Raw genomic sequence first — 25,719 nt, 5'->3', positions numbered from 1 at the left:
AAATGTATATCGTTGGCAGAAGAAATTATTTAGACCAGTTATCAAAAACTTCATTGATGACTTTATTCTCGATAAAAATCATCTGCTACCACAGAGAATCTATAAATAATAGTGCGTAAGTCCTATATGTATAAATATTATCGAATAATTAAAGATTTAAATACAAATTAGCAATTTCAACACCAAAGAAAGAATACTTTAGACATACCGTTTATCTGCCTCCCCCTAATTTGGTGATAACAGTTTTTCTCTCAATTAAGTAAATCTAAACAGTAATTACTTCACAACAACAATACTCATCACAAAAGTAGATAAAGGTGATTACGATGTTACAGCTTGCGATTATCGGTGTCATAGCAGCGGTCATAGCCGTACTGGCATCAAACTGGAATGGAGCTAAAAACCCTCCTAATCCTTATAACCCTTCAAATCCAAATAATCCGTCAAATCCAAGTAACCCAAACAACCCGACTCAGCCACCACCTGCTCCAACAGCACCGGATTCTCTGATCAGTAATCCGCCATTGCTACAGAAAAATGCCAAAGGCAAATACGAACTGATCATCGCGTATAAAATGGATAAGTTGTATAACCCCAGAAAAGGAACATGGGATCAACTGGTGCTCCGTGGCTATGTGACCAAGCCCAGTTTATTTAATAAGAAAAAAGCAGGTGAATATGTCGAAGACCGGCTGGTTGGGCCACAGATTCGGGTCAAACAGGGAGAAATCTTTTCTGTGCATTTGAATAACCAACTGCCCACGGAGTCCACAGCAACCTGCCCAGAACATATTCTCGATGCGAATGACCCACATTGTTTTAATACCACCAATCTGCACACTCATGGCCTCTGGGTCAGCCCGCAAGGCAATAGCGACAATGTTTTCCTGAAGTTCAAACCACAGGAAAAATTTGACTATCAATTCAAAATGGAACCAAATCATCCTGCGGGTACTTACTGGTATCACGCTCATCTACATGGTTCAACGGCTATTCAGGTCTCTAGCGGCATGGCTGGCCCATTAATCGTAGAAGGCAGCCGTATTCCTCAAGTCAGGAATGGCAAAATCACATCGACGGGAGACATGGATATTCTGTGGAAAGATAAAGGCAAGAACAGCTATTCTAATGAAAATATCCTCCTGTTTCAGCAAATTCAGTATCGATGCACTCACCCGGCAGGTACAACCAATCTCAATAATTGTGATGCTGGTGAAGTCGGTATGCTGGAAGATTATCAAGGCCTGAATGCCTTTAATTCATGGGGAGCAAATCATTATTACACCTCGATTAATGGTAAAGTACATGGCGAGATTCAAGTTGAGCAAAACCAGTTTAAGCGCTGGCGTATGATTCATGGTGGTGTTCGCGACACCCTTGGTCTTATTATTAAGGAACTGCCAAAATCACAAAAATTTACCGCTGAACAAACCATTAAAGCTTGTTCTGAATTTCAGGAAGAAGACAAAAAAGCAGATTTTGATCAGCTCACCAGCTTGCCGGTCTATACCATTGCTCAGGATGGTTTAACCATGGATCATGTGCAGACACGTAGAATCTCGATATTTCAACCCGGTTACCGTCACGATGCGATGGTCGCCTTTCCAAGCACGAATAGATACTGTATTTTTGACACCAACTTGAACATTGATGATGAAATCAATGCCATCCCTACATCCGGACAAATTACCCCTCAACTCGCTCCGGGTAATACGTTAAATGCCCAACTACTGGGATGGGTGAATGTCAAAGCGAGTAAATTAAAAGCGCAAACGCCAGCCCAGTTTTTACAAGCTCAGGCACAGAAAATTGGCTTAAACAAAGAAATCCAGACCCAGCTCTCACAGTTAAAACTTTCTGCCTTTATCGACCATCCATCGCTGATGACCACTGAAATTGAAAATCGCTTAAAGAACCGCCCACCACAACGCTCAACCTTCGATGCCAGCTTTGGTCCAAATGGTAAGTTTGGCTACCGTTACAGTGATATTGAGGGAATCTATAGTTTTGGTGACCTCTTTACCGGCGCGGATGCAGTAGAAGGTGCATATGTACGGAAACTGGAATTTGGGCAAATTGATGAATGGATTCTTAGCAGTAATAACCTGAATCATCCTTATCATATCCATGTGAACCCCTTCCAGATTGTAAAAGTACTGGATCCAACGGGTAAGGATGTCAGCGATATTCCGCTGGCAGTAGATCCAAATCCTAATCTGGAAGATATTCAATACCGCGGCTTAAAAGGACAGTTTAAAGATACAATCTTTGTTAAACAGGGATATCAGGTAATTGTCCGCAGCCATTACAAGAAATTTGAAGGTGATTTTGTACAGCATTGTCATATTCTCGATCATGAAGATCAGGGCATGATGGAATATGTTCGGATTTGTGGCGGTAAATTCCCTTGTGATTCGCCATTGCCGGCTAGCCATCACCACTAAATATTATCATTCCATAAAAGCCGATGATTTAGATTGTCGGCTTTTTTGTTTGCCTCTATTTGATGCTTGCTGCACAATAACTGCATTGATTTATAGTATTCAAACTGGGGCTTATCATGGCAACGTCTCCTGCTTTTACATTGTTTAGTCTGAATGGTGTTGATGCACAAAAATTCCTTCAAGGTCAGGTGACTTTGAATACTGAAACATTGGCTGAAAACCAGACACGTTATACCGCGATCTGTAGCTTGAAAGGCCGTATTCAATTTGGCTTATGGCTTAAAAAGCTCAGTCCGGAAAGCTTTGAAATTGTAAGTACTGACGATCAGGCCACTGAACTGGCGAATCATATTAAAAAATTTGGTGCCTTTTCAAAAATGAAACTGGAACTGGTCGGTGCGGTTTATCCTGTGATCAATGATATTCATACTGACTTTGTTGCGACTGAAACCGATGTGGCGACCTGGGAGCAGCAAGCCATTGAATCAGGTCAGGCCTGGATTCAGGCGGCCACTGCGACCCTGTTTCAACCACAGGAATTGCGCTTACATCAACGTGAAAGCATTCACTATGACAAAGGTTGTTACTTAGGTCAGGAAGTCATGGCACGCTTATGGTTTAAAGCCAAGCCAAAACATTGGCTGCATCTGATTCAAGCGACGGGTGAAGCACCTGTAGTCGGCACTCAGCTCAACAACAATGTTGAAGTCGTGAATAGCATCAGTCTGAAGGATGGCTATAAAGCCTTGGTCGTAGCCAAACCTGACGCATTGGCCGAGTTGGGTCTAGAGGTTCTGAAACTTCCTGAAGCTTTGAGCGGTGATGTAGCACGTCCGCAATAATTCCGGTTTAGGCCCTAAAAAAGCCAAGAGTTAACTCTTGGCTTTTTTTGTTTTAGAAACCATGAAACAGCTTATTCATATCTTTCACCACATAATCTTTGAAGTGATAAGCACGAGCATGTTTGGCATCAAATTTTGTGGTTAATTCACCTTTTTGAAAGGTGTAGACCCGGTCTTCCTGACTAATCAAAAATTCTGCACCGAGCTTCATCAGCAGTGCGTCAATCTTGTCTTCATCCGCAATCGTGTCATCTACGTTAATTCTGTCATAGTGGCGTTTAATCGTTTTGACAAACATGGCTCAATCCTGGGAGGCTGATTTAAACCGAGATTTAACCAGAGAAGTTCCTTTAAGCAAAGTAATCCTTTCAATATCTGAATGATTGATAGGAAAGTTATCCAGATCAGTGATCTGGTTAAATCGGTATATCCTGCTTTGATGATTTATTTTGATTAAATCCCTTTCATAACTCAAGAAATGATAATTTTATTCATATTTAAATAGAGGTTGGACGTTCCTTCTCCCTTCGGGAGGAGGAGCATGCTGCGCAAGTCTCCGACAAGAAGATAGAATTTCATTTATAATAATTAAAAAATGATTTATGAAAGAACTCTAATGACAAATTGTATATTTACAAAGCACAAAATCCTTTTATGATGTAAGTGAAAATGATTAAAACCGCACCAAGGACTTAGGTGCCAGCAATAATAAGGTTATAGGAACCATGAAAAAGTTAATACTCGCTACTGTTCTTGCAGTTTCTGCGCAATTCACTCTGGCAAATACTGTAAAAGATCAGGCTGACCCCCAGTTTGTAAAAATTGAAGCCATGGTGAAAGCCAATAATTTCAAAGGCGCCTATGACGCTTTAAATCAATTGGCTAGTCAGGGAAATGCCCAAGCCATATATAACTTAGGCTATTTAACCCAGACCGGCCAGGGCACTGCCAAAGACGAGAAAAAAGCCATCCAGCTCTATGAACAGGCAGCCAGCAAAGGTTACCCTGTGGCCAATTATGTACTGGGCAAAAATTATGCGGCGGGTACATTAGGACTAAAGCAGGATTTAAGCAAAGCCAAACAGTATCTGGAACGTGCCTCAGCAGCCAATTTTGATGATGCCAGTGTAGATCTGGTTGTGCTGTTATTTGCTGAAAATACCCCTGCCTCAAATAAAATCGGACTACAAAAGCTGCAACCATTAATCACAAAAGGTAATATGCAAGCGATTCACGCCAAAGCCTTATATGACATCAGCTCTGGTTTTAAAAACAAAGATGAAAAACCGATTCAGCAAGGTTTAAGCAGTATTCAGGATCTGGCGAAAAAAGGCTATATCCCTGCCCTGATGGCTGTCGGCAATATGTTTGCTAATGGCAGTATCGTGCAGCAAAACTTGCCTGAAGCGAAAAAAATCTTTGCTGCATTGGCACAGCAAAATATTCCGCAGGCTAAAGAGTCTTTGGCAGCAGTAGACAAAATGATGGCTGAGCAGAAAAAAACACCTGCCAAAAAGAGTTAATTTGGTTTCACCCCAATGAGAAGCGGAGCTTCGCAAGAAAGGCATCTTGCGGAGCCATACTCTCATCGCAAAACTCGTCAGCCAGCACCCACTAGTAAATTTGTCGCAAAAACAATCATTTTTAATCTTGCGGTGCAATACACCGCATGCCTCAAACAGTTGCGGCTGACTTTTCTACCTGTAAAATATAATCATGAATTTAAAAAAGAAAATGCCAATATGGGGCTTTTTATAAGGAGAGAATCAATCCTGGAATGAGCTATCCCCACCACAAGGCAATCAAGCCGCTGGTCACGATAAAACCAGCGATAGTGCTCATCAGCAATGGTGTTAAGGCTCGATCATTTAAACCATAGGCCTGTCCCAACATACCGAAGATTGTTGGCATCGGTAAGGCAGCAATCAAAGTACCCGCATGAACCATTTCCTGACTTAAACTGGTCAATTGACTGAGGCCAAGATACATCAGCAGCGGCATCATAATGTTGTTAGAAAACACCAGATAGAAACTTTGCAGATTGACGTATTTCAGGCTCATTCCCACAATACCGCCACCAATTGCAAATAAGGCCAATGGCGATGCTGTCTGTCCGATCAAGGCAAAAACCTGATCGATATAGAGCGGAATTTTAATCTGGAAAATCGCACAGGCCATACCCAGTACGACCCCCATAAATAAGGGGTTTGTTACTAAAGTCAGCACCACACTTTTAAAAATGGAGCCAAGATTTGCCTGATGCTGTGTTCCCAGCGCAGCCATGACCAGTACCAAAGGAATCAGCAACATACTTTCAATGATGACCACCAGAGAAGTATAAGTCATGGCCTGCTGCCCGATTAACAGACTAAGCACGGCCGTACCAATCAGTCCGGTATTCGACATCGCGGCGCCCAGCGACAATACTGCACTCTGCGAATGCGTATTCTGAAAATAACGGCGCATCATCCAGAAACCGCTACCATAGAGCAGTAAAGTTACGCTGCTATACACCGCAAAGTATTCAAAATACCAGATTTCATGCAGGTCTTTAGAGGCGAGAGACTGGAAAAACAGCAGAGGCAACGCCACTTTAATGACAAAAGCACCGACTGTACCCACTTGCTCTTTGTCTAACACTTGACTTTTTACAGTCAGATAACCCAGTGCCAACAATAAAAAAATGGGCACAATGACCGCAAAAATCATAATGCAGCGTCCTCATTTGCAATGAGTGACTATTATACGACCTTCCTGCTTAGAAAAGATTGTTAAAAAGGCTCAAACAGATGGTTTAGACCATGCGGGGCACTGCGAAGATATTGGGGTGAAATCTTTAGTTTTTCTTCAAGTGCCGCAGCTGCATGCCAAGGCCAATGTGGATCGTAGAGAATTGCCCGTGCAATAGCGATGGCATCGGCCTGCCCTTTTTGCAGAATATGTTCTGCCTGTTCTGCTTCGGTAATTAAACCTACAGCAATCACCGGAATATTGACGGCTTTTTTGATGGTATCTGCAAAAGGTACTTGATAGTTCGGTTTCACATCAATGTTCTGTTTGACATGTAAACCGGCACTAGAAATATGAATATAAGCTGCGCCCACCGCTTCGAGGGCTTTAGAGAGTTCAACCGAAGAATCAATATTCCAGCTATCCTCATGCTCCATCCAGTCACTCGCTGAAATACGCACTCCGATTGGATAATCTTCCGGAACTGCTGCCTTCATCGCTTGCAATACTTCCAGCGTCAGGCGAATCCGGTTTTCCAGTGAACCACCATATTTATCCTCACGCTTATTGGAAAGTGGCGACATAAACTGATGTAACAGATAACCATGTGCTGCATGTAGTTCAATCAGGTCAAAGCCTGCATCAACTGCGCGTTTGGCACTTTCTGCAAAGTCTGCAATGACCTGATCAATCTCTGCCTGATTCAGCGCTTTAGGAGGATGTTCGTCTGCCTGAAAAGGAAGATCACTGGCAGAAACAGTTTGCCAGCCATGTGCCTCATCCGGTTTAAACTGGCCTCTACCTGCCCATGGTTTATCTGTAGAGGCTTTACGTCCGGCATGTGCAAGCTGGATAGCAAATGGCATTGGCGATATAGATTTAACTTTGGCCAATAATGCTTTGATCTGGGCAGCTTGCTGATCATTCCACAATCCCAGGTCTGCATAACTGATCCGGCCTTCTGGCTGTACCGCAGTCGCTTCGACAATACATAAACCTGCACCCGATAAGGCATAGTTGGCCCATTGCTGCTCGTGCCAATAGGTAATTTCCCCCTGCTCTGTTGCAGAGTACTGACACATCGGCGCAATTACGATTTTATTTTGAAGTTGCAGTGATCCAAATTGAATAGGTTGAAATAGTAATGCCACGCTGTATTTCCTCTTTTTATTGCACAGTTTCACTCTAGAAATAAAAACAGGCTCCCAAGAGCCTGTTTAGTTATAACGTGAACGATCAAACTTTAGAAGATGATTCGTGTAGTCAAACCGAGTACCAGTGCATCATCCACATTGTTGCTTGAACCTGGATTAATGACATATTGCAGGTTTGGACGCAGCATTAGCCACTTTGTTGCGTTATAGCTATAGTTCAGTTCAATATTGTATTCTGCACTCGCATCAAAATTCAGATTCTTGATCCGGTCATTAATATGCACACGGTTGACCGCCAGACCTAAAATGTCGTTCGGTTGGCTGTCCGCAAGACCGATATATTTCACACCGATTTGTTGTGAATGATCGACTTTATTGGTATCGCGGTCATGCCAAGTAAAGTTGGCAAATGAATGCAAACCCTGACGGCCCTGACCTGTAGACGTTAACTGTTGCTCTACAGCTAACCAACCAGCAAAGGTACGGTTTTTGGCATCAGTAGGATTGGCAATATCTTTTTGGTTGGCAACATCATCGGCCGTATTATACATTCCGCCGACCCGGTAGCTGCCTGGCAAGCCATTCACCCATGATTTCGGTGTCCAGATGACTTCTGCCGGAATTGTCACGCCATCAGCATGGTCGGTATCTAAACTCCAGCCTTGATCTTCGCCATAACTTAAGCCATTGTCTGGATTAAACTCATACACACCGACTTGTACTACAAGTTCAGGATTGAGTTGCTGCTTCACGCGCGCACCCCATTGTGCTACAGGCGTATTCATCCAGATATTGCCCTGCCATTTACCCATCTGAGCAGCACAAAATGCCGTACTGGCAAAATCACAAGCCATGACATTAAAGTCCATGCCCAGACCAAGACGACCCGCCTTAATACTGAGTCCTTGGTCTTTATAATTCTTTTCAATAGACAGCTCGCTCAGACGGCTATCCTGATTACCACGCCCAAACGTACCTTGTGCATTGGCCAGCTGTGGTGCATTAAGATCCTGCAAGTCACGGACAGAGGTACTTTGACCCTGACGTGCAGTCATCGCGGCACGTACGGTGACGCCATTCCATCCTGCCAGCTTTTCCATATCCAGTTGAGTACCCAGCCATAATTGGGCAGAAGTTAATGGATCTGCGCCCTCATTACGACCACCATCAGCAAGATAGGCGGTATCGGTTAACAGATTGGCTTCAAATTTAATTCCCTGTTGGGCCAGTTCTGTACGTTGACCATTCCAGTCCCCCAGTAAATACTGACCTTGTGGATCAAATGCAGATTCCGCCTGAGCGGTTGTCATGGCAGCCATTAAAGGCAATAGAGCTAGACCTAAATATTTCATGTAAAACCTAAACATTCGGAGAGAAAAACAAGCAAGGTTTTTAAATTGCTATTAGGTGCATGAATTTACATAACTTTTCATACAAATTCCCAGCATTTTTTTTATTACTCATTAAACTTTTAGTTATGTCTTAAACATAAAAATATAATTTTTATTTAAAAAATCTTAAATTATTTATATATTTTTCATTAGCTTATAATGTATTGATAATTTCCATTCGATTTACTTCTAAGAAAATTCGCTATAAAAACATAGAAACCTAGTTTATTCTTTAAACAATTCCAGTTTAAATAAAGATGAAATACCCAGTCATTTTCCAGCGATTTCACCCAGATTAACGCTTGCAATCCCAGCCAATTCACCCAATATTAGCTGCATCTCCCTCGCCTCTGATGTGTTATGCCTGAATTACCAGAAGTAGAAACCACCAAAACCAGTTTATTACCCTTGTTAGAACAACGTGTAAAACGGGTTGAAATCCGTCAGTCAAGTTTGCGCTGGCCCATTCCCGAAAATATACAAAAGCTGGTCGGGCAGAAATTACTCAACCTGTCGCGCCGTTCCAAATATATTCTGGCTGAGTTTGAGCACGACACCATGCTCTGGCATTTAGGCATGTCTGGCAGCTTTCGTTTGTGTGAAACAACTGAAGAATTACGCAAACATGATCATCTGATTATTCAGTTTGATGATATTGAACTGCGTTATCATGATCCGCGTCGTTTTGGCTGTATTTTATGGCTAGATGCGCAGTCACAAAGCAAACTGATTGATACGCTGGGACCAGAACCCCTGAGTGAAAATTTTAATTCTCAGTATTTATTTGAAAAATTGAAAAATAAAAATGTTGGCACCAAAGTTGCGATTATGGATAACCATGTGGTGGTAGGTGTCGGCAATATTTATGCAACCGAAAGTCTGTTCAATATGGGCATTCATCCAGCACAACCCGCCTCGACTTTAAGCTTGGCACAGATCGAAAAATTAGTGCTGGAAATCAAGCGCATATTAAAACAGGCCATTGATTTAGGCGGGTCGACATTACGGGATTACACCAACGCCATGGGGGAAAATGGCTATTTTCAGCAAACGCTGCTGGCCTATGGTCGTGCCGGGGAAATGTGCGTGAACTGTGAGACCACGCTTGAAAATATTAAACTGGGACAACGTGCTTCTGTGTTCTGTCCAGAATGTCAGCCTTTGAAAAAGATGCAACTCCCTGTCAAAAAACTGGCAACTGTACGAGGGAAAAAGTCATGAAAACAGCCATTGTGCGTCATATTCTGGTTAAAGATAAAGAAACTGCCGAGCAGCTTAAAAAGAAGATTTTGAGTGGCGCTGACTTTAATAAAATCGCCAGACAATATTCAACCTGTAATTCTGCCAAGCGTGGCGGAGAACTGGGCGAAGTGAAAAAAGGCCAACTGGTGCCTGTCATTGATAAGCTGGTGTTTACGGCTGCTGAACGGGTCTTACATGGTCCGGTCAAAAGCCAGTTTGGTTTTCATTTGGTAGAAATTAAGTTCCGGATGGATTTTTAATCTTATAAATCTCTCCCCACCTCCCTTTAACAAAAGGGGGGATTTAGGAGGATTAAAAAAACGGCGCAAGAGGCGCCGTTTTTTATTTGTGTCAGAACGCTTATGCTTCAGGACGTTTTTTCAATTCATCACGAATTTCACGCAGTAATTCGATATCTTCAGGGGTGGCTTCAGGTGCAGGTGCTTCTTCTGCCTGTTTACGACGAAGTTTATTCATCATTTTCACCAGTAAGAATACCACCCATGCCAACAACAGGAAATTAATCAGAATCGTTAGGAAGTTACCATAAGCAAATACATTCAGGCCTTCAGCCTGTGCATTTGCCAAAGAAGTGACATTATTAGGATTATCACCCAGTACCAGGAACCAGTTAGAATAGTCAACATCCCCACCTAAAATCCAGCTAACGATTGGCATGATGATATCTTTTACAAAAGAATCAATAATTTTACCAAATGCTCCACCAATAATGACACCGACCGCGAGGTCCATCACATTGCCTTTGACAGCAAACTCTTTAAATTCTTGAATAATACTCATTTTTTCTCCAATAATTCATTTTAAAGTTTGTGATGAATTATACATTAATTATAAGTGATTTCATTTTCATATAAGGTGATGTTTTTTATAAGTTTTATGGTTCTAGTTAAAATTTTAATACAAAAAACCGCAACCTTTGAAAAGATTGCGGCTTTAGGAATCTTAGATCAATAATCTACAGATTATTTACCTGAACGGTTACGTTTACGTTCGTTTTCAGTCAAATAACGCTTACGGATACGGATTGACTTCGGTGTTACTTCAACTAGTTCGTCATCTTCAATGAATTCAAGCGCTTGTTCAAGCGTATATTCAACTGCAGGAACAAGTGTTAATGCTTCATCAGTACCAGATGCACGTACGTTGGTTAACTGTTTTGCCTTAGTCGGGTTCACAGTCATGTCGTCAGAACGTGAGTTAATACCAATAATCATACCTTCGTAAACTTCTAACTGAGGCTTAGCGAATAGACGACCACGGTCTTGTAATGTGAACAATGCATAGCCCAGGCAAGTACCTTGAACCATAGAGATCAACACACCGTTTTGACGTTTCGCAACTTGGCCTTGTTTCATTGGACCATAATGCGAGAAGCTTGATGTCATGATACCCGTACCTGAAGTCATCGTCATGAATTCAGAACGGAAACCGATCAAGCCACGTGAAGGAACAGTTGCTTCAATACGGATACGGCCTTTACCGTCAACTTCCATATTGGTCATCTCGCCTTTACGGCTGCCCATTTGCTCCATTACAGAACCTTGGTGCTGTTCTTCAACGTCAAACGTCACGTTTTCGTACGGTTCTTGCATTTGACCGTCAATTTCTTTCAAGATGACTTGCGGACGAGATACACCCATCTCGAAGCCTTCACGGCGCATGTTCTCAATTAAAACTGAAAGGTGAAGTTCACCACGGCCAGATACTTTGAAACGGTCAGGACTGTCAGTGTCTTCAACACGTAATGCGACGTTGTGGATCAATTCGCGATCTAGACGCTCACGAATGTTACGTGAAGTTACGAATTTACCTTCTTTACCAGCAAACGGTGAGTTGTTTACCTGGAATGTCATTGTGACTGTAGGTTCATCTACAGAGAGCGGTGGAAGCGCTTCAACAGCTTTCGGATCACAAATCGTGTCAGAAATGTTCAATGCATCAATACCCGTTACGCAAACGATATCACCTGCGTTGGCTTCTTCGATGTCCACACGATCTAAACCATGATAACCCATGATTTTTAAGATACGACCGTTACGTGTTTTGCCTTCTTTATCGATTACAGTCACTTGCGTGTTCAATTTAACTGAACCACGTTGAATACGACCAACCCCGATAACGCCTACGAAGCTGTTATAGTCAAGTGAAGACACTTGCATTTGGAATGGACCATCAACGTCAACTGCTGGCGGTTCAACGATGTCTACGATTGTTTGGAACAATGGTGTCATGTCGTCAGCAAGTTCTTCTGGAGAAGGACCCGCCACACCACGAAGACCAGATGCATAAACGACCGGGAAGTCTAACTGTTCGTCAGAACCACCCAAGTTATCGAACAAATCGAATACCTGGTCAATCACCCAGTCTGGACGTGCGCTTGGCTTATCAACTTTGTTAATAATTACGATTGGCTTCAAACCACGTGCGAACGCTTTTTGCGTTACGAAACGTGTTTGTGGCATCGGGCCTTCTTGTGAATCGACAAGAAGAAGTACGCAGTCAACCATCGACATTACACGTTCAACTTCACCACCGAAGTCGGCGTGTCCCGGGGTGTCCACGATGTTAATGCGATATTCAGTATTGGTACGTGCATCCGTCCATTTAATTGCAGTGTTTTTTGCAAGAATGGTAATACCACGTTCACTTTCGATAGCGCCAGAATCCATGACACGCTCAATCTCACCCGCGCGATCACCGAGAGCACCTGATTGTTGCAAAAGTTTGTCTACAAGAGTGGTTTTACCATGATCGACGTGCGCAATAATGGCGATGTTACGGAGAGTTTTAATATCTGACATGTAAATTCAATGCGTATGTAATTTGAGGGCAAATTATACAGAAAAATACAAAACTTTTATAGTCACTGTTACCACACTCCTCAACTTTTTTTAAGGAGATGGGCTTTTTTTGATTTTGTAAAGGCGTGTAACTCGATTAGAATAGCGCCACCCTGCCTTAATTTGCATTGACACATGTCTGATTTTAATCAATCTCCTCCTCCTAAAGATCAACTCGACCTGGTATATGGTCTGGATGATCGTCCAAAACCATTTATTGCTTTTTTAGCTGCATTCCAACATTTATTGGCAATTATTGTCCCGATCGTGACCCCTGGCTTGCTAATTTGTCTGGCACTGGGGGTATCCAAAGAAGACACCAACATGATTTTGTCCATGTCCCTGGTGATCTCAGGTATCGCGACTTTTTTACAGTCTAAAAAAGTCGGACCTTTTGGTGCCGGTCTGTTGATTGTTCAGGGAACCAGCTTTAACTTTATCGGCCCAATTATTGGTATTGGTTCAGCCATGGTTGCTGCCGGTACGCCAGTTGAGTCAGTCATGGCAGCAATTTTTGGTGTGGTGATTGCAGGTGCATTTATTGAAATGGGCGTGTCCCAGATTCTGCCTTGGATAAAAAAACTGATTACCCCTTTGGTGACCGGGATTGTCGTCCTTCTGATTGGTTTAACCTTAATTAAAGAAGGTCTAATCAGTATGGGCGGTGGTTATCAGGCCATGAGCGATAAAACTTTTGCCAATGCAGACAACCTAATCATGTCCTGCACAGTCTTGGCGCTGATCATTATCCTGAACCGTATCCGGATTACCTGGGTAAAAAGTTCTGCCATTTTGATTGCCCTGGTTTGTGGTTATATTCTGGCCGGCTTTATGGGCCATCTGGATTTTTCAGGCTTAAAAGATGCCCCACTGGTACAGATTCCAACTCCAATGCATTTCGGTTTAAGCTTCTCCTGGAGCCTGTTTATTCCGATGGCATTCATTTATCTGGTGACCTCTTTAGAAGCGATTGGCGATATCACGGCGACCTCAAAGCTTTCTAACCAGCCAGTCGATGGGCCAAAATGGATGCAACGCATTAAAGGCGGTGTATTGGTTAACGGTGCCAATTCATTCCTTGCCGGTATTTTTAACACCTTCCCAAGTTCGGTATTTGCACAAAATAACGGTGTGATTCAGTTGACGGGTGTAGCGAGCCGTTATGTCGGCATCTGGATTGCTGCTTTACTGATCATTCTGGGTTTGCTGCCTGCGGTTGCCGGGATTATCCAGGCGGTTCCGCAAGCGGTACTGGGTGGTGCAGTGATGGTGATGTTTGGTGCAGTAGCAGCTTCCGGCATTAATATTCTGTCTGGCGTACATCTGGATCGCCGTGCCCTGCTGATTATTGCGATTTCACTGGCACTGGGTTTAGGTGTTGCACAAGTTCCACAAATTCTTGAGCATCTTCCTGAGTTATTCCGTAATATCTTTAGCTCAGGCGTTGCCACTGGTGGTATCGCTGCCCTTATTCTGAATGTTGTACTTCCTGAAACAAAGAAGTAATTTCATGTCCAAAGAACACTGTCTAGGTCAGACTTAGGCAGTGTTCTTTATATTGGAGAGATACCTATGGATCCTAAAAGCGAAGTTTTATTAAGACAATATGATTTTTTGTCGGGTCGCATCTTACTCATTAATGCACCGACAGATGATCTACTCGCTGAATTCGATGCCTCTATCAATCCCGCTGTCTGGACATGGAATTTTAATGATTTTCAATATTTCCAGTCGCAACAAGCAGATGTCCACTTTGGCGCAGAGATGCCTGAAGCTGAGTTTGATCAGGCGGTTATTTTTGTACCCAAGTCTAAAGAACTGCTCAATTATTTACTGCATAATGTGGCAGCACAACTTAAACCGGGCAGCAGTATTTTCCTGGTTGGTGAAAAGAAAGGCGGGATAGAGCGTGCAGCCAAACAGTTGCAGCCTTATGGTAAAACCCTCAAACTGGATAGCGCACGTCATTGCCAGCTTTGGCAACTGGTTCTAGACCACACGGTCGAGAAAAAATCACTTGCAGACTGGGCACAGCGTTATAGCGTCTCGACCCCGAATGGTGACCTGAATATTTGTGCCCTGCCGGGCGTGTTTAGTCAAAACCGTTTAGATATTGGGACTGCCACCTTATTACCTTATTTGTCACAAGTTACCTCGGGTAAAATCGCTGACTTTGGTTGTGGCGCAGGTGTGATTAGTGCGTATCTGGCAAAGTTGAATCCGAAAAACCGGATTTTCGCCATGGATGTGGATGCCTTTGCGCTAGCCTCCACCCAAATGACCTTTGATGAAAACCAGCTTAGCCCTGAACAGATTGAAATTAAAGCGGTCACTGGCATTGCTGATGCACCCTTGTTCTTGCATGCCATTGTCAGCAATCCGCCTTTTCATATGGGAATCGAGACCGATTACACGGCCAGCGAAACCTTGTGTAAAACTTCGCGTCGTCATTTAAAATCAGGTGGCGAGCTCTGGATTGTGGCCAACCGTTTCTTAAACTACCCGACCCTGATTGAACAAAACTTTGGTCGCTGCACAGTGAAAGCGGATCAACAAGGCTTTAAAGTGCTGTTCGCTAGCACACAAAAAAATGTTAAGGAATCGTGATGAGCGAAACGCAAAATACGATGCAGCTGCAGCGTAAGCTGGGTGCTCGTCATCTGAATATGATCGCTATTGGCGGATCCATCGGTACAGGTCTATTCCTAGCCTCGGGTGCGACCATTGCCAATGCCGGGCCAGGCGGAGCACTACTTGCTTATGCACTGATTGGTGTCATGATTTATTTCTTGATGACCAGTTTGGGCGAACTCGCCACGCATAATCCCACCTCGGGTGCATTTTTCACTTATGGCACTAAATATGTCGAGGGCGGTTTTGGTTTCGCCTTGGGCTGGAACTACTGGTACAACTGGGCCATTACCGTAGCTTTTGAGCTGGTTGCCGTTCAGTTCATCATGAAATTCTGGTTTCCCGATATTCCTGGTGTTTATTGGAGTGCAATTTTCCTGGCCATTATTTTTGGGATTAATGCCCTGACAGTTAAAGGCTTTGGTGAATCTGAATTCTTCTTCTCTCTGGTGAAAGTTGTCGCGATTATTGCCTTTATCATTATCGGTATCTGGATGATCGTGAAGATTATGCTGACCCCAGGCGCAGAAGCATTTGCCAACTGGAGTATTGGTGACGCACCTTTTGTCGGTGGTTTCCAAGCCTTAATTGGCGTGGCGATGATTGCCGGATTCTCCTTTCAAGGAACCGAAATGGTCGGGGTGGCTGCGGGCGAATCGAAAGATCCAAAGAAAACCATTCCGGTGGCAATCAAGCAGATTTTCTGGCGTATCCTGTTATTTTATATCGTGTGTATTTTCATTATCGGCACATTGATTGCCTACAATGACCCACGCTTATTACAGGCGGCTGCGACCGACAATATTGCGCTTTCTCCTTTTACCCTGCTCTATGAAAAGGCCGGCTTTGCCTTTGCTGCGAGCATTATGAATGCGGTGATTTTGACAGCCATTCTGTCTGCGGGTAACTCAGGCATGTATTCCTCTACGCGCATGCTATTTGATATGGCACGTAAAGGTAGTGCGCCAAAACTGTTTGGCCGTCTGGATCCACGTGGTGTACCGATGAATGCCCTGTATGCCACCACTGCAATCGCAGCACTGTGTTTCCTGACCACCTTCTTCGGTGAACAGGAAGTCTTTAACTGGCTACTCAATATGTCGGGCATGTGCGGCTTTATTGTCTGGCTCGGGATTGCGATTTCACACTATCGCTTCCGCAAAGGTTACTTGGCTCAAGGCTACAAACTGGAAGATCTGGCTTATCGCGCCAAGTTCTTCCCCTTTGCTCCTTGGTTTGCTTTTATTCTCTGTGCGATTGTCGTCCTTGGTCAAAACTATCAGGATGTTCTGGCAGGTCAATGGATGGGGGTTCTCTCGACCTATATCAGTATTCCATTGTTCTTGGCAATCTGGTTCGGATACAAATGGAAGAAAAAATCCAAACTGGTGTCTTATCAAGAGATGGATGTACAACCTATGAAACTTGATCAGGAATAAACCATCATAAATTAAAAAATCAGCCTACGGGCTGATTTTTTAATTTCTTAGATTAGTTATGCCGCATGACAAAATTACGGTCATCGATCACAATCACTTGCTGACAGATCCCCTCTGCCTGACGCTGCTGCTCGAATACATCTGCCGGCATCGCATCAAAACTGTCAAAGAAACTGATCTCATGTTCATCTATTGCATAGATCAATGAATGATTACCGACCCCTTCTAAGGTATCGTAGAAAACAATCACGAAACGGCCTGCTTCCACCTGCTGCTGGATTTCTGCATAAGAGATCACACGCTCTTCAACAGGTATTTTAAGTGTCTGTACTTGTTGATAAAAATCAAGCTCGACTGGCTGTTTATCTGCATCATATTCGCTAAAAAAAGCAACATCCAGTCCCAGCGTCTGCAAAGCCACTGCAAGGGCAATAGTTGAAGTTCCCATTTCCGGATTGTGACGACAGAGCTGAACCAAGTCCGGAATATGCAGGTCAATTCCATAATGATGGAAAATCATCCAGATCGAGAAAATTCCACTATTGGCTTCCAGATTTTGTAAATCTTCAGGAATTTCAACACCCATGTTATCACTCAATTACATCTTTAATGACTCAGTGTAGTCAAAATTCAAATATAAAAAAAGCGGCTCATAGGAGCCGCTTTTTTTTAACAATTCAATAATTAATTATTGAGCTTGTTGTTGACCTTCAACTAGTACAGTACGGCTACCAGTGATCGTCGCGAATACACGACGGTTCATAGCACGACCTTCTTTAGTGTTGTTGTCAGCAATCGGTTGATCCCAAGCAAAACCTTGAGTAGACAAGCGAGATGCATCTACGTTGTATTCATTCACAAGTGAAGATTTAACAGAGTTAGCACGAGCCAGAGACAAACGTTCGTTTAGTGCACGTGGACCAGTGTTATCAGTGTGACCTTCGATGCGAGCAGTAGCGTTTGGATATTCAACTAGCTTCTCAGCAACTTTCGCGATTTCAGGTTTGTATTGATCTTTGATGTTTGATTTGCTGGTATCAAAGAACACACGAAGTTCCATGTTCAGGTCTTCAGTCAACTCTTGTGGAGCTGGAGCAACCGGAGTTACAGGCTCAACTGGAGCAACTTCTACTACTGGAGCAGCTGGCTTCAGACGGCCACCTAGAACTACGTTAAGACCAGCAAGTGCTGTATAGTTCCAGAATTTTTCGTCAAAGTGGTAAGTACCACGAGCTTCAGTACGTAGTGCCAATGCATCATTAATGTGCCAGAATGCACCGATACCCGCATTACCTAGAGTACCTTCTTCTTCATTACCACGAGTACCGCGATTTACACCTTCAAATTCGTATTTGTAGTGACCAGCACCTAGAAGCATGTATGGCTTCACTTTGCTGTCATAGTTGCCAGTAAATACATCAGAAGTTGCGTAGAAGTTACCTGCGATGTTTTGGCCTTTATATTCTGCACCAGGCTCAGCACCGTCAACATCACCTTTAACTTGGCTGTATTCAGCTTCAAAACCTAACCAAGGAGTAAGTTCTACACCAATAGCTGCACCTACAAATAAATCATCTTGTAATTCAGGGCTGCTTGTAAGCTCACCATCATTACCGCCATTGTTGTGCTGAGTGTCTTGGAATGTATAACCTAACATCAACGGAGTAACAGTTACGCCTGCATTTGCAGCAGCAAAAGGTGCAGCTACAAGCATAGCTAAAGCAATACGACTCATTTTCATGGATTTATCCTCCAGAGATAACAATTGTTGTTCAAGCTCAAGCCCGTAATAGGCCATCCTGAGATAGGCTTTTTATTACCCCAGTTTTATTCTTAAGCTATTCACATGGCATCATACAAACACTTTATTATTTTTCCAAGTGCTTGATTAATTTAATCAAGTAAATTATTGACAAAATTACTTACAATTTCCGTTGTAATTCAGTAATTTTTTACTCAATTTTTTATTCTGAATGACCTATTGTGATTGCCAATTATTTTTTAATCGCTTTCTTGAGATTTGAGTAACAACCAAATTACATGCTCAACAAAGCATAAAAAACGCATAATTAATAACATGTTTCTTATAAAAATAATATATAAATCAGGTAACTCTATGTATAAAAAAATAACAAGAGCGTTCACTATTGTTGAGTTAATTATCTGTATTGCAGTGATTGCAATTTTAGCCAGTATTGCTTTACCTTACTTCCATGAGTATCGTTCCAAACAGGAAGCCAAAAATATTCCAATCAAATTATCTGCGATTAACCGCTATGCACGCAGCCAGGCAACAGTGTTTCATCAGAATATTGTCATCTGTCCAAGCCAGGATTCCCTGACTTGTCAATCTAACCAATGGAATAAGAGTATGTTGGTCTTTATTGATAAAAATAAAAATCGGCAAGTCGATGCGGGCGAACAAATTTTACACATTGATGCTCTAAATCTTAAATATGGCAACCTGAGTTGGCGAGGCGCATTAAGTTCACCAAGTGTCACTTATCAGGCACATACCGCCCTTCCGATTGGTTCGAATGGTAGTTTCTATTATTGTTCTGCTCAACTTTCCAGCCAGCAGCGTATTGTACTGAGTAAAATGGGACATATCCGGGTAGAAAGTCTCCCTTCTTGCTAACAGAACTATGCAGTTTATGATTGACTGCGATTAGCGCTTCAATCCTGAGTTTTTTTCAATATACTGCTTATGTTTGAAAAATTGATTAAAACTCATACGGAGATATAACAATGACTGATATCGTAATTGTCAATGGTGCACGCACAGCCATGGGTGGCTTTCAGGGTAGCCTTGCCAGTGTAACTGCACCTGAACTGGGTGCGGCTTCAATTAAAGAAGCGATTGCTCGCGCAGGCTTACAAGCAGCAGATATTGAAGAAGTCATTATGGGTTGTGTCCTTCCTGCGGGTTTGAAACAAGGCCCTGCCCGTCAAGCGATGCGTCAAGCCGGCCTTCCGGATTCAACTGGTGCTGTGACCATTAACAAACTCTGTGGTTCTGGCATGAAAGCGGTGATGCAAGCAGCCGATATGATTAAAGCCGGTTCTGCAAATATTGTGGTTGCAGGGGGGATGGAATCAATGACCAACGCGCCTTATGTATTGCCGAAAGCGCGCGGCGGCTTCCGCATGGGACATGGCGAAATTAAAGATCATATGTTCCTAGATGGTCTTGAAGATGCTGAGACAGGTCGTTTGATGGGTTCATTTGCCCAAGATATGGCAAATACCAAAGGCTATACTCGCGAACAGATGGATGATTTCGCCATTCGCTCATTGAAACGTGCACAAACTGCTGTGAATGAAGGCTATTTTTCTGATGAAATCGTAGCAGTTACGGTAAAAACACGTAAAGGTGATGTGGTTGTTGATAAAGATGAACAACCCTTCAATGCCAATATTGATAAAATTCCAACCCTGCGTCCAGCCTTTGCCAAAGACGGCACCATTACCGCTGCCAATGCCAGCTCAATTTCTGATGGTGCATCAGCTCTGGTGATTAGCTCAGCGGATCATGCCGCAGCAAAAGGTTTAAATCCTTTGGCCAAAATTGTTGCCTATGCTTCAAATTCACAGCATCCTTCTGAATTTACCATAGCGCCAGTGGGTGCAATTCAAAAGGTTCTCGATAAAGCAGGTTGGAATGCTCAAGATGTCGACCTCTGGGAAATCAATGAAGCCTTTGCCATGGTGACCATGTGTCCAATGGATGAGTTCAAGCTTGATCCTGAAAAAGTCAACATTAACGGCGGTGCCTGTGCCCTCGGTCATCCTGTCGGTTCAACCGGTTCACGTATTATCCTGACTTTGATTCATGCGCTGAAACGTACCGGTGGTAAACGTGGTATTGCTGCACTTTGTATCGGTGGCGGTGAAGCGACTGCTGTGGCGATTGAGTTGCTTTAATTAAAAGTCTCCCTTTTAAAAGAGAGATTTAGAGGGATTTTAGAAATCCTCCCCTCTTGCGGAACATCGTTCCTCATCCTTTAATAAAGGAGGGGGAATTTTAGAAATCAAAAAGCCTCCAATTGGAGGCTTTTTATCGTCAAATATTCAAAGCTGTACTTTAAATGATAAGACTTAAAGAATTTCTTTACGAAGTTGCTCAGGTGATTTCATTGACAACAAGCCCGGTGCCACATCAAATGCTGTTTTTGCACCATACTGCTGCATTTGATTTAAACGATAAGTTGCACGTGCATAAGCAACTAAAATGCTGGCTGTAAATTCTGGATTACTTTCTAGTTTTAATGAAAACTCAAGCACTTGTTTATGTGCATCACTGGTGTTTCCACTACGAATCACAAAACCACCATGCGGCATACGTTGGTGATCTTGTGCTAAAGTTGCTTCATCAATGAAATTCACAGTCGTGTCATAGTCGGCAAAATAATCCGGCATGGTCACAATCGCTTGCTTCACTGCTTCTGCATCTGCATCCTCTGCAAGCACCACATAACACTCACGGGTATGTTTTTCTTTGGTCGTTAATACTGGACGAACACCACTACGTACTTTCTCAATTGCTTCTGTTGAAGGAATGGTATATTGCACCCCTGCTTTCACACCTTCTACACGACGAATGGCATCTGAATGACCCTGGCTTAAGCCTTTGCCCCAGAAAGTATAGGTTTCACCGTCTGGCAGTAAGGCTTCACCAAATAAGCGATTGATCGAGAACATGCCTGGATCCCAACCAATGGAGATCATCGCAGTTTTCTTGCTGGCTGTTGCAGGTGCATCGACCGCTGCATAATATTCAGGAATACGTGCGTGGGTGTCAAAACTATCGACAATATTAAACTGGCTGGCCAAGATCGGACCTTGTTGCGGTAAGTCGTCTTTTGAACCGCCACATAAAATCAGCACATCAATTTTATCTTGGAAATCTGTCAGTGAGTCCATATGGAACACTTGGGTTGCTGCGAAGCAAGGAGATACCGTTTCAGGCGCACGACGGGTAAAAATACCCACAAGTTGTAAATCTGGATTCTTTTGAATGGCGGTTTCAACGCCACGACCCAAGTTGCCATAACCAGCAATACCAATACGGATAGAATTTTGCATAAAGACAAGTCACTTCATCATGAAAAAATTAAAAAAATAAATCAGATTACGATCCCATTAAAATCGCCCTCTTGATTGATTTTGCATACTCGAAAATTAGCGCTCTGCTCGCGTTACTCTCAGCATAAAGATACTTATGCTACAGCAATTCGCAGCAATTTAAAGCATTCAGGATAGTATAGAAACAATCATATCTATCGTCCAAAGCAAACAAAAAGCCTGCATTGCAGGCTTTTTGTTTATAAGAAAAACAGACTTATTTACAGACAAGCTTTTTAACTTTCAGGTTAGGCACCTGTTTGATAATTTGCCTGATTCACCGCGGTCGATGCTTGGTACGGATTTTTAAAATCATTTAAACCGGCAGCCGCCTCCTGAATGTCTTTACCTTCTTTAATCACGAAAGTATCGAAACCAGAACGCTTCATGTAGTTCAACACATCTTTGAATACATCACCAGTGGCACGAAGTTCGCCTTGGAAACCTTGACGGCGTAAAAGTGCCGCAAATGAATAGCCACGGCCATCATTAAAACCGGCGAATTCAATAAAGATTGCATCTAATTGAGCTAGCGGAAATTCATTGCTTTCAGGTGAAGCATCAACGGTTAAGTACAATGCTTTTTTACCTGAAACATGGCGAAGCTGATCTAACTGATCTACCGTCAGAACCACATCACCTTGTGGTAAAACACCCTCTTCACCGATGAGCTGGTAAGTATTTTCTGTCACTGTGCCATCTTTAGAGAGCACTGCGAGTGCGGTATTAAGCATATGCACGCTCCTTGAATGGTTGGATGCCAACACGGCGATAAGTATCGATAAACTCTTCAGCATCCTGACGTAGATCAAGATAGGTATTAAGAATTTCTTCTACAATATCCGGCACTACATCTGCTGCAAATGACGGCCCAAGAATGTCGCCAATTGAGGCATCATGGTCTGCATTACCGCCAAGCGTGATCTGGTAGAATTCAGCGCCTTTTTTATCAACACCCAAAATCCCGATATTACCGACATGGTGATGACCACAGGCATTCATACAACCAGAGATGTTCAAGTCCAGTTTACCCAAGTTGTAAATGGTATCCAGATCATCAAAACGGCGTGAAATCGCTTCAGAAATCGGAATCGATTTTGCATTGGCCAATGAACAGAAATCACCGCCCGGGCAGCAGATGATGTCGGTCAAGAAACCGATATGGGCACGTGCCAGGTTGTTTTGTTCAAGAGTTTGCCATACAGCGAACAAATCTTTTTGCGGCACATCGACCAGCGAGATATTTTGTTCATGCGTGGTACGTAATTCACCGAAAGTGTACTGATCGGCAAGGTCTGCAATCAGGTTCATTTCTTCAGTGCTGACATCACCCGGTGCAATGCCGGCACGTTTCAGTGAAATCGTCACAATACGATAACCTTTCACTTTATGGGCATTGGTATTGATATTGAACCACTGTTTGAATTTTGGATATTGCGCAAACAATTCAGTAAAATCTTCATCTGCATAATCTTGATAATCAAATGGGGTGAAGTTTTCATCCATTTTTGCCAAGGTGTCTGCATCGATTTTCAAAGTCTTAACAGTATGCGCAAATTCAGCTTCAACTTTCTCAGCAAATACCGCTGGCGTTAAAGCTTTGACCAAAATTTTGATACGGGCTTTATATTTGTTGTCGCGACGACCATGCAAGTTATACACACGAAGCACTGCTTCAAGATAAGCAATCAAGTCTTCACGTGGCAGGAACTCACGGATAAAGCTGCCAATCACTGGAGTACGGCCAAGACCACCACCCACTTTGATTTTATAGCCCATTTCGCCGGCTTCATTACGCACAATATATACACCGATATCGTGAAATGCAGTGGCTGCACGGTCGGTTTCTTCAAGCGCAGAGACTGCAATCTTGAACTTACGTGGCAAGAAAGCAAATTCCGGATGGAAAGTTGACCATTGACGGATCAATTCACAGGTCGGACGCGGATCGGCAATTTCACCAGCCACCACACCGGCATACTGATCCGTCGTGGTATTACGGATACAGTTGCCTGAAGTCTGAATCGCATGCATTTGCACGGTCGCCAGTTCAGCCAGCATATCTGGCACGTTTTCTAGTGCCGGCCAGTTAAACTGGATGTTTTGACGGGTCGAAATATGCGCGTAACCACGGTCATATTCTTTAGCCAAATCAGCCACTTTACGCAGTTGCTTTGAATTCATCAAACCATAAGGCACTGCAATACGTAGCATCGGTGCATAACGCTGTACATACAGACCATTTTGCAGACGAAGCGGACGATACTCATCTTCGGTGAGTTTACCGGCTAAATAACGTTCCGTTTGATCACGGAACTGTGCAACACGTTCATTAATCAGTTGCTGATCGAAATCAGTATATAAATACATGGCGTACAGCTGCTAGTAGTTTCTATTATATCGAACGCAAGGATAGCGAGATTAAACCTATCAATAAAATGCTTTTTATACATATTTCATAGCTGTTTTATTGATAAGCCTGCCAAAGTTTCACTGATATCACGGTTTAGCGCATTTAGTGTAGTTTTAAAGCAATAACGCTTTAATTCATCAATCGTTAGCAGTTATCTTCATATAGTGATATTTCAATCTTTTACCCTTTTTTGTCTTTTAAATAATTAAAAATATTACCATTTTTCAATCTCACCCAAAAACTGACCGACAAAATCATAACGTATCTTTGAACGTGAAAATTTAATCGGACAGGCCAGTTGTGCTTCGGTCTGCTGACTATCGGGTTTTAATGGAACCTGTACTAGCCATTCTCGCTGTTGCGCTAAATCAGAATGTAAAGCTTCTTCAAGTTTTAGCACCGGCTCGACACAGACATCCAGCGCTGCGAATAGTGTTTGCCATTCCGCTAATGGTTTTGACTTTATTCTATTTTGAATTGCCTGTTTCACCGCAGCACGATCTTCTGGAGCAAAAGAATTGCCTTTTTCTAGAATAATCGGCAGTTCTAAAGCCTGTGCCAATCCCTGCATAAATTGAGGTTCCAGACTGCCAATCGACAGATAACGTCCATCCTGTGTTGCATAATAGTCATAGAAAGTCCCGCCATTCAGATAGCCAGACTCAGGTCGTTGATGCTGATTGCCAGCCAGACTGGCGGATGCGGCCAGATTATTCATGGTGACCACACAATCGGTCATGGAAATATCAATATATTGACCTTTACCGCTGCGCTGGCGTTCGATCACTGCCGCCAGAATTGCAATCACGGCATGCATAGAACCACCGGCTACATCGGCAACCTGAATGCCTAAAGCAGGTGGCCCACTTTCGATCCGGCCACTGTGTCCAGCAATACCGGACAAGGCCAGATAGTTAATATCATGTCCTGCTTTCGCTTTGTAAGTACCGGTTTGGCCATAGCCAGTGATGGAACAGTAAATTAATTTGGGGTTAATTTCGCTTAAGGTTGAGTAGTCCAGCCCAAGCCTTTGCATCACGCCGGGACGGAATTGCTCAATCACAATGTCATAATCTGCAACCTTGGATTTGACCAATTCGATATTGGTCGGATCTTTCAAATCCAGTGCTACCGATTGCTTGTTTCGGTTCAGATAACTCTGTGAAGTGGCCTGTCCATTGGCAAAGGGGGGCATTAATCGCAACAGGTCCGGGCGGGTCGGTGATTCAATATGCACAACCTCGGCGCCGAGATCAGCCAGATATAATGTCGCGAATGGGCCTGGTAATAATGTAGAAAAGTCTAGAATTTTCAATCCTTTTAAGGTATATGACATTGGAATATTTACTCTACTTATATTGCTTTTTTCAGCATCATAGAAACATAAATGCATAAAAACAATGTCATGTTCAGCCATTTACCTTGATAGTTTCGGCAATCTAATATGT

22 protein-coding genes and 1 pseudogene are annotated in these 25,719 nt (G+C 43.0%); 11 read left to right on the top strand and 12 right to left on the bottom strand.

Translation table 11 applies throughout. The annotated features are described in order from the left end of the window. The 3 genes and pseudogenes from FTV30_RS11015 to FTV30_RS11005 form a co-directional block, all read left to right on the top strand. Positions 1-109 (top strand): annotated as a pseudogene (locus FTV30_RS11015) (IS701 family transposase); the annotation flags it as partial. A gap of 217 nt (positions 110-326) precedes the next feature. Then, entirely contained in the window at positions 327-2,444 is a 2,118-nt protein-coding gene (locus FTV30_RS11010) for a multicopper oxidase family protein (protein ID WP_180001591.1), read from the top strand. A gap of 116 nt (positions 2,445-2,560) precedes the next feature. Continuing rightward, complete coding sequence (locus FTV30_RS11005; RefSeq protein WP_180001590.1) at positions 2,561-3,286, top strand: folate-binding protein YgfZ; 726 nt, start codon at positions 2,561-2,563, stop codon at positions 3,284-3,286. 52 nt (positions 3,287-3,338) lie between these two features. On the opposite strand, the gene FTV30_RS11000 is transcribed toward FTV30_RS11005, so the two are convergent. Continuing rightward, positions 3,339-3,584 (bottom strand): hypothetical protein, encoded by a 246-nt coding sequence (locus FTV30_RS11000; RefSeq protein ID WP_074383483.1) that lies wholly within the window; start codon positions 3,582-3,584, stop codon positions 3,339-3,341. Positions 3,585-4,011: 427 nt separating this feature from the next. Here FTV30_RS11000 and FTV30_RS10995 point away from each other — a divergent pair, with 427 nt between their 5' ends. Then, positions 4,012-4,809 (top strand): tetratricopeptide repeat protein, encoded by a 798-nt coding sequence (locus FTV30_RS10995; RefSeq protein ID WP_180001589.1) that lies wholly within the window; start codon positions 4,012-4,014, stop codon positions 4,807-4,809. 259 nt (positions 4,810-5,068) lie between these two features. Here the strand turns inward: FTV30_RS10995 and FTV30_RS10990 are convergent, their stop codons facing one another. The 3 genes from FTV30_RS10990 to FTV30_RS10980 form a co-directional block, all read right to left on the bottom strand. Further along, entirely contained in the window at positions 5,069-5,995 is a 927-nt protein-coding gene (locus FTV30_RS10990) for an AEC family transporter (protein ID WP_005097988.1), read from the bottom strand. A gap of 62 nt (positions 5,996-6,057) precedes the next feature. After that, the gene (locus tag FTV30_RS10985) at positions 6,058-7,167 is read right to left on the bottom strand and encodes an NADH:flavin oxidoreductase/NADH oxidase (RefSeq protein WP_180001588.1); all 1,110 of its coding nucleotides are present in this window, start codon (positions 7,165-7,167) and stop codon (positions 6,058-6,060) included. Positions 7,168-7,259: 92 nt separating this feature from the next. Then, positions 7,260-8,522: a carbohydrate porin gene (locus FTV30_RS10980; RefSeq protein ID WP_180001587.1), complete on the bottom strand. Its 1,263-nt coding sequence runs from the start codon at positions 8,520-8,522 to the stop codon at positions 7,260-7,262. 399 nt (positions 8,523-8,921) lie between these two features. Between FTV30_RS10980 and mutM the strand changes: the two genes are divergently transcribed. After that, on the top strand, positions 8,922-9,782 hold the full coding sequence (mutM, locus tag FTV30_RS10975; protein ID WP_005097991.1) for a bifunctional DNA-formamidopyrimidine glycosylase/DNA-(apurinic or apyrimidinic site) lyase: 861 nt from the start codon (positions 8,922-8,924) through the stop codon (positions 9,780-9,782). Beyond that, a complete protein-coding gene (locus tag FTV30_RS10970) occupies positions 9,779-10,063 on the top strand; it encodes a peptidylprolyl isomerase (protein ID WP_005097992.1) in 285 nt (94 codons plus the stop codon). The genes mutM and FTV30_RS10970 overlap by 4 nt, the downstream gene beginning before the upstream one ends. 100 nt (positions 10,064-10,163) lie before the next feature. Here the strand turns inward: FTV30_RS10970 and mscL are convergent, their stop codons facing one another. Beyond that, positions 10,164-10,604 (bottom strand): large conductance mechanosensitive channel protein MscL, encoded by a 441-nt coding sequence (gene mscL, locus FTV30_RS10965; protein ID WP_005097993.1) that lies wholly within the window; start codon positions 10,602-10,604, stop codon positions 10,164-10,166. 182 nt (positions 10,605-10,786) lie between these two features. Next, positions 10,787-12,625, bottom strand: coding sequence for a translational GTPase TypA (gene typA / locus FTV30_RS10960; protein ID WP_005097994.1), 1,839 nt, complete (start codon positions 12,623-12,625; stop codon positions 10,787-10,789). 174 nt (positions 12,626-12,799) lie between these two features. Between typA and FTV30_RS10955 the strand changes: the two genes are divergently transcribed. The 3 genes from FTV30_RS10955 to FTV30_RS10945 all read left to right on the top strand — a co-directional run bounded on the left by FTV30_RS10955 (position 12,800) and on the right by FTV30_RS10945 (position 16,734). Further along, positions 12,800-14,170 (top strand): uracil-xanthine permease family protein, encoded by a 1,371-nt coding sequence (locus tag FTV30_RS10955; protein ID WP_005097996.1) that lies wholly within the window; start codon positions 12,800-12,802, stop codon positions 14,168-14,170. Positions 14,171-14,236: 66 nt separating this feature from the next. Continuing rightward, positions 14,237-15,271, top strand: a complete 1,035-nt coding sequence (locus FTV30_RS10950; protein WP_074383488.1) for a methyltransferase — start codon at positions 14,237-14,239, stop codon at positions 15,269-15,271. Then, entirely contained in the window at positions 15,271-16,734 is a 1,464-nt protein-coding gene (locus FTV30_RS10945; protein WP_005097999.1) for an amino acid permease, read from the top strand. Before FTV30_RS10950 ends, FTV30_RS10945 begins: the two co-directional genes overlap by 1 nt. A 52-nt stretch (positions 16,735-16,786) precedes the next feature. Here the strand turns inward: FTV30_RS10945 and FTV30_RS10940 are convergent, their stop codons facing one another. Together FTV30_RS10940 and omp38 are read right to left on the bottom strand one after the other, a co-directional pair. Beyond that, on the bottom strand, positions 16,787-17,320 hold the full coding sequence (locus FTV30_RS10940; RefSeq protein ID WP_100354777.1) for a peptidase C39: 534 nt from the start codon (positions 17,318-17,320) through the stop codon (positions 16,787-16,789). Positions 17,321-17,422: 102 nt separating this feature from the next. Beyond that, positions 17,423-18,475 carry an outer membrane protein Omp38 gene (gene omp38, locus FTV30_RS10935; protein WP_180001586.1) on the bottom strand — a complete coding sequence of 351 codons (1,053 nt, stop codon included), beginning with the start codon at positions 18,473-18,475 and terminating at the stop codon, positions 17,423-17,425. A gap of 375 nt (positions 18,476-18,850) precedes the next feature. On the opposite strand from omp38, the gene FTV30_RS10930 reads away from it, so the two are divergent. Together FTV30_RS10930 and FTV30_RS10925 are read left to right on the top strand one after the other, a co-directional pair. After that, positions 18,851-19,372: a GspH/FimT family pseudopilin gene (locus FTV30_RS10930; RefSeq protein WP_180001585.1), complete on the top strand. Its 522-nt coding sequence runs from the start codon at positions 18,851-18,853 to the stop codon at positions 19,370-19,372. A 110-nt stretch (positions 19,373-19,482) separates the two neighbouring features. Further along, a complete protein-coding gene (locus tag FTV30_RS10925; RefSeq protein ID WP_100329175.1) occupies positions 19,483-20,658 on the top strand; it encodes a thiolase family protein in 1,176 nt (391 codons plus the stop codon). Positions 20,659-20,832: 174 nt separating this feature from the next. On the opposite strand, the gene FTV30_RS10920 is transcribed toward FTV30_RS10925, so the two are convergent. The 4 genes from FTV30_RS10920 to FTV30_RS10905 form a co-directional block, all read right to left on the bottom strand. Next, a complete protein-coding gene (locus FTV30_RS10920) occupies positions 20,833-21,819 on the bottom strand; it encodes a diaminopimelate dehydrogenase (RefSeq protein WP_180001584.1) in 987 nt (328 codons plus the stop codon). Positions 21,820-22,106: 287 nt separating this feature from the next. Next, entirely contained in the window at positions 22,107-22,592 is a 486-nt protein-coding gene (locus FTV30_RS10915) for a DUF934 domain-containing protein (protein WP_005098005.1), read from the bottom strand. After that, positions 22,585-24,228: a nitrite/sulfite reductase gene (locus FTV30_RS10910; RefSeq protein ID WP_005098006.1), complete on the bottom strand. Its 1,644-nt coding sequence runs from the start codon at positions 24,226-24,228 to the stop codon at positions 22,585-22,587. The genes FTV30_RS10915 and FTV30_RS10910 overlap by 8 nt, the downstream gene beginning before the upstream one ends. Before the next feature lie 257 nt (positions 24,229-24,485). After that, positions 24,486-25,607, bottom strand: a complete 1,122-nt coding sequence (locus tag FTV30_RS10905; RefSeq protein WP_180001583.1) for a CaiB/BaiF CoA-transferase family protein — start codon at positions 25,605-25,607, stop codon at positions 24,486-24,488. Positions 25,608-25,719 lie beyond the last annotated feature (112 nt).

It is taken from the genome of Acinetobacter sp. YH12255 (genome assembly GCF_013417355.1).
Taxonomy (GTDB): domain Bacteria; phylum Pseudomonadota; class Gammaproteobacteria; order Pseudomonadales; family Moraxellaceae; genus Acinetobacter; species Acinetobacter pseudolwoffii.
This window is presented reverse-complemented; position numbering and strand designations above follow the sequence as displayed.

What these genes read in the sequence shown, in the direction of transcription:
- FTV30_RS11010 (WP_180001591.1), top strand. Translation starts at nt 327, where the DNA reads ATGTTACAGCTTGCGATTATCGGTGTCATAGCAGCGGTCATAGCCGTA.
- FTV30_RS11005 (WP_180001590.1), top strand. Translation starts at nt 2,561, where the DNA reads ATGGCAACGTCTCCTGCTTTTACATTGTTTAGTCTGAATGGTGTTGAT.
- FTV30_RS11000 (WP_074383483.1), bottom strand. Translation starts at nt 3,584, where the DNA reads ATGTTTGTCAAAACGATTAAACGCCACTATGACAGAATTAACGTAGAT.
- FTV30_RS10995 (WP_180001589.1), top strand. Translation starts at nt 4,012, where the DNA reads ATGAAAAAGTTAATACTCGCTACTGTTCTTGCAGTTTCTGCGCAATTC.
- FTV30_RS10990 (WP_005097988.1), bottom strand. Translation starts at nt 5,995, where the DNA reads ATGATTTTTGCGGTCATTGTGCCCATTTTTTTATTGTTGGCACTGGGT.
- FTV30_RS10980 (WP_180001587.1), bottom strand. Translation starts at nt 8,522, where the DNA reads ATGAAATATTTAGGTCTAGCTCTATTGCCTTTAATGGCTGCCATGACA.
- mutM (WP_005097991.1), top strand. Translation starts at nt 8,922, where the DNA reads ATGCCTGAATTACCAGAAGTAGAAACCACCAAAACCAGTTTATTACCC.
- FTV30_RS10970 (WP_005097992.1), top strand. Translation starts at nt 9,779, where the DNA reads ATGAAAACAGCCATTGTGCGTCATATTCTGGTTAAAGATAAAGAAACT.
- mscL (WP_005097993.1), bottom strand. Translation starts at nt 10,604, where the DNA reads ATGAGTATTATTCAAGAATTTAAAGAGTTTGCTGTCAAAGGCAATGTG.
- typA (WP_005097994.1), bottom strand. Translation starts at nt 12,625, where the DNA reads ATGTCAGATATTAAAACTCTCCGTAACATCGCCATTATTGCGCACGTC.
- FTV30_RS10955 (WP_005097996.1), top strand. Translation starts at nt 12,800, where the DNA reads ATGTCTGATTTTAATCAATCTCCTCCTCCTAAAGATCAACTCGACCTG.
- FTV30_RS10950 (WP_074383488.1), top strand. Translation starts at nt 14,237, where the DNA reads ATGGATCCTAAAAGCGAAGTTTTATTAAGACAATATGATTTTTTGTCG.
- FTV30_RS10945 (WP_005097999.1), top strand. Translation starts at nt 15,271, where the DNA reads ATGAGCGAAACGCAAAATACGATGCAGCTGCAGCGTAAGCTGGGTGCT.
- FTV30_RS10940 (WP_100354777.1), bottom strand. Translation starts at nt 17,320, where the DNA reads ATGGGTGTTGAAATTCCTGAAGATTTACAAAATCTGGAAGCCAATAGT.
- omp38 (WP_180001586.1), bottom strand. Translation starts at nt 18,475, where the DNA reads ATGAAAATGAGTCGTATTGCTTTAGCTATGCTTGTAGCTGCACCTTTT.
- FTV30_RS10930 (WP_180001585.1), top strand. Translation starts at nt 18,851, where the DNA reads ATGTATAAAAAAATAACAAGAGCGTTCACTATTGTTGAGTTAATTATC.
- FTV30_RS10925 (WP_100329175.1), top strand. Translation starts at nt 19,483, where the DNA reads ATGACTGATATCGTAATTGTCAATGGTGCACGCACAGCCATGGGTGGC.
- FTV30_RS10920 (WP_180001584.1), bottom strand. Translation starts at nt 21,819, where the DNA reads ATGCAAAATTCTATCCGTATTGGTATTGCTGGTTATGGCAACTTGGGT.
- FTV30_RS10915 (WP_005098005.1), bottom strand. Translation starts at nt 22,592, where the DNA reads ATGCTTAATACCGCACTCGCAGTGCTCTCTAAAGATGGCACAGTGACA.
- FTV30_RS10910 (WP_005098006.1), bottom strand. Translation starts at nt 24,228, where the DNA reads ATGTATTTATATACTGATTTCGATCAGCAACTGATTAATGAACGTGTT.
- FTV30_RS10905 (WP_180001583.1), bottom strand. Translation starts at nt 25,607, where the DNA reads ATGTCATATACCTTAAAAGGATTGAAAATTCTAGACTTTTCTACATTA.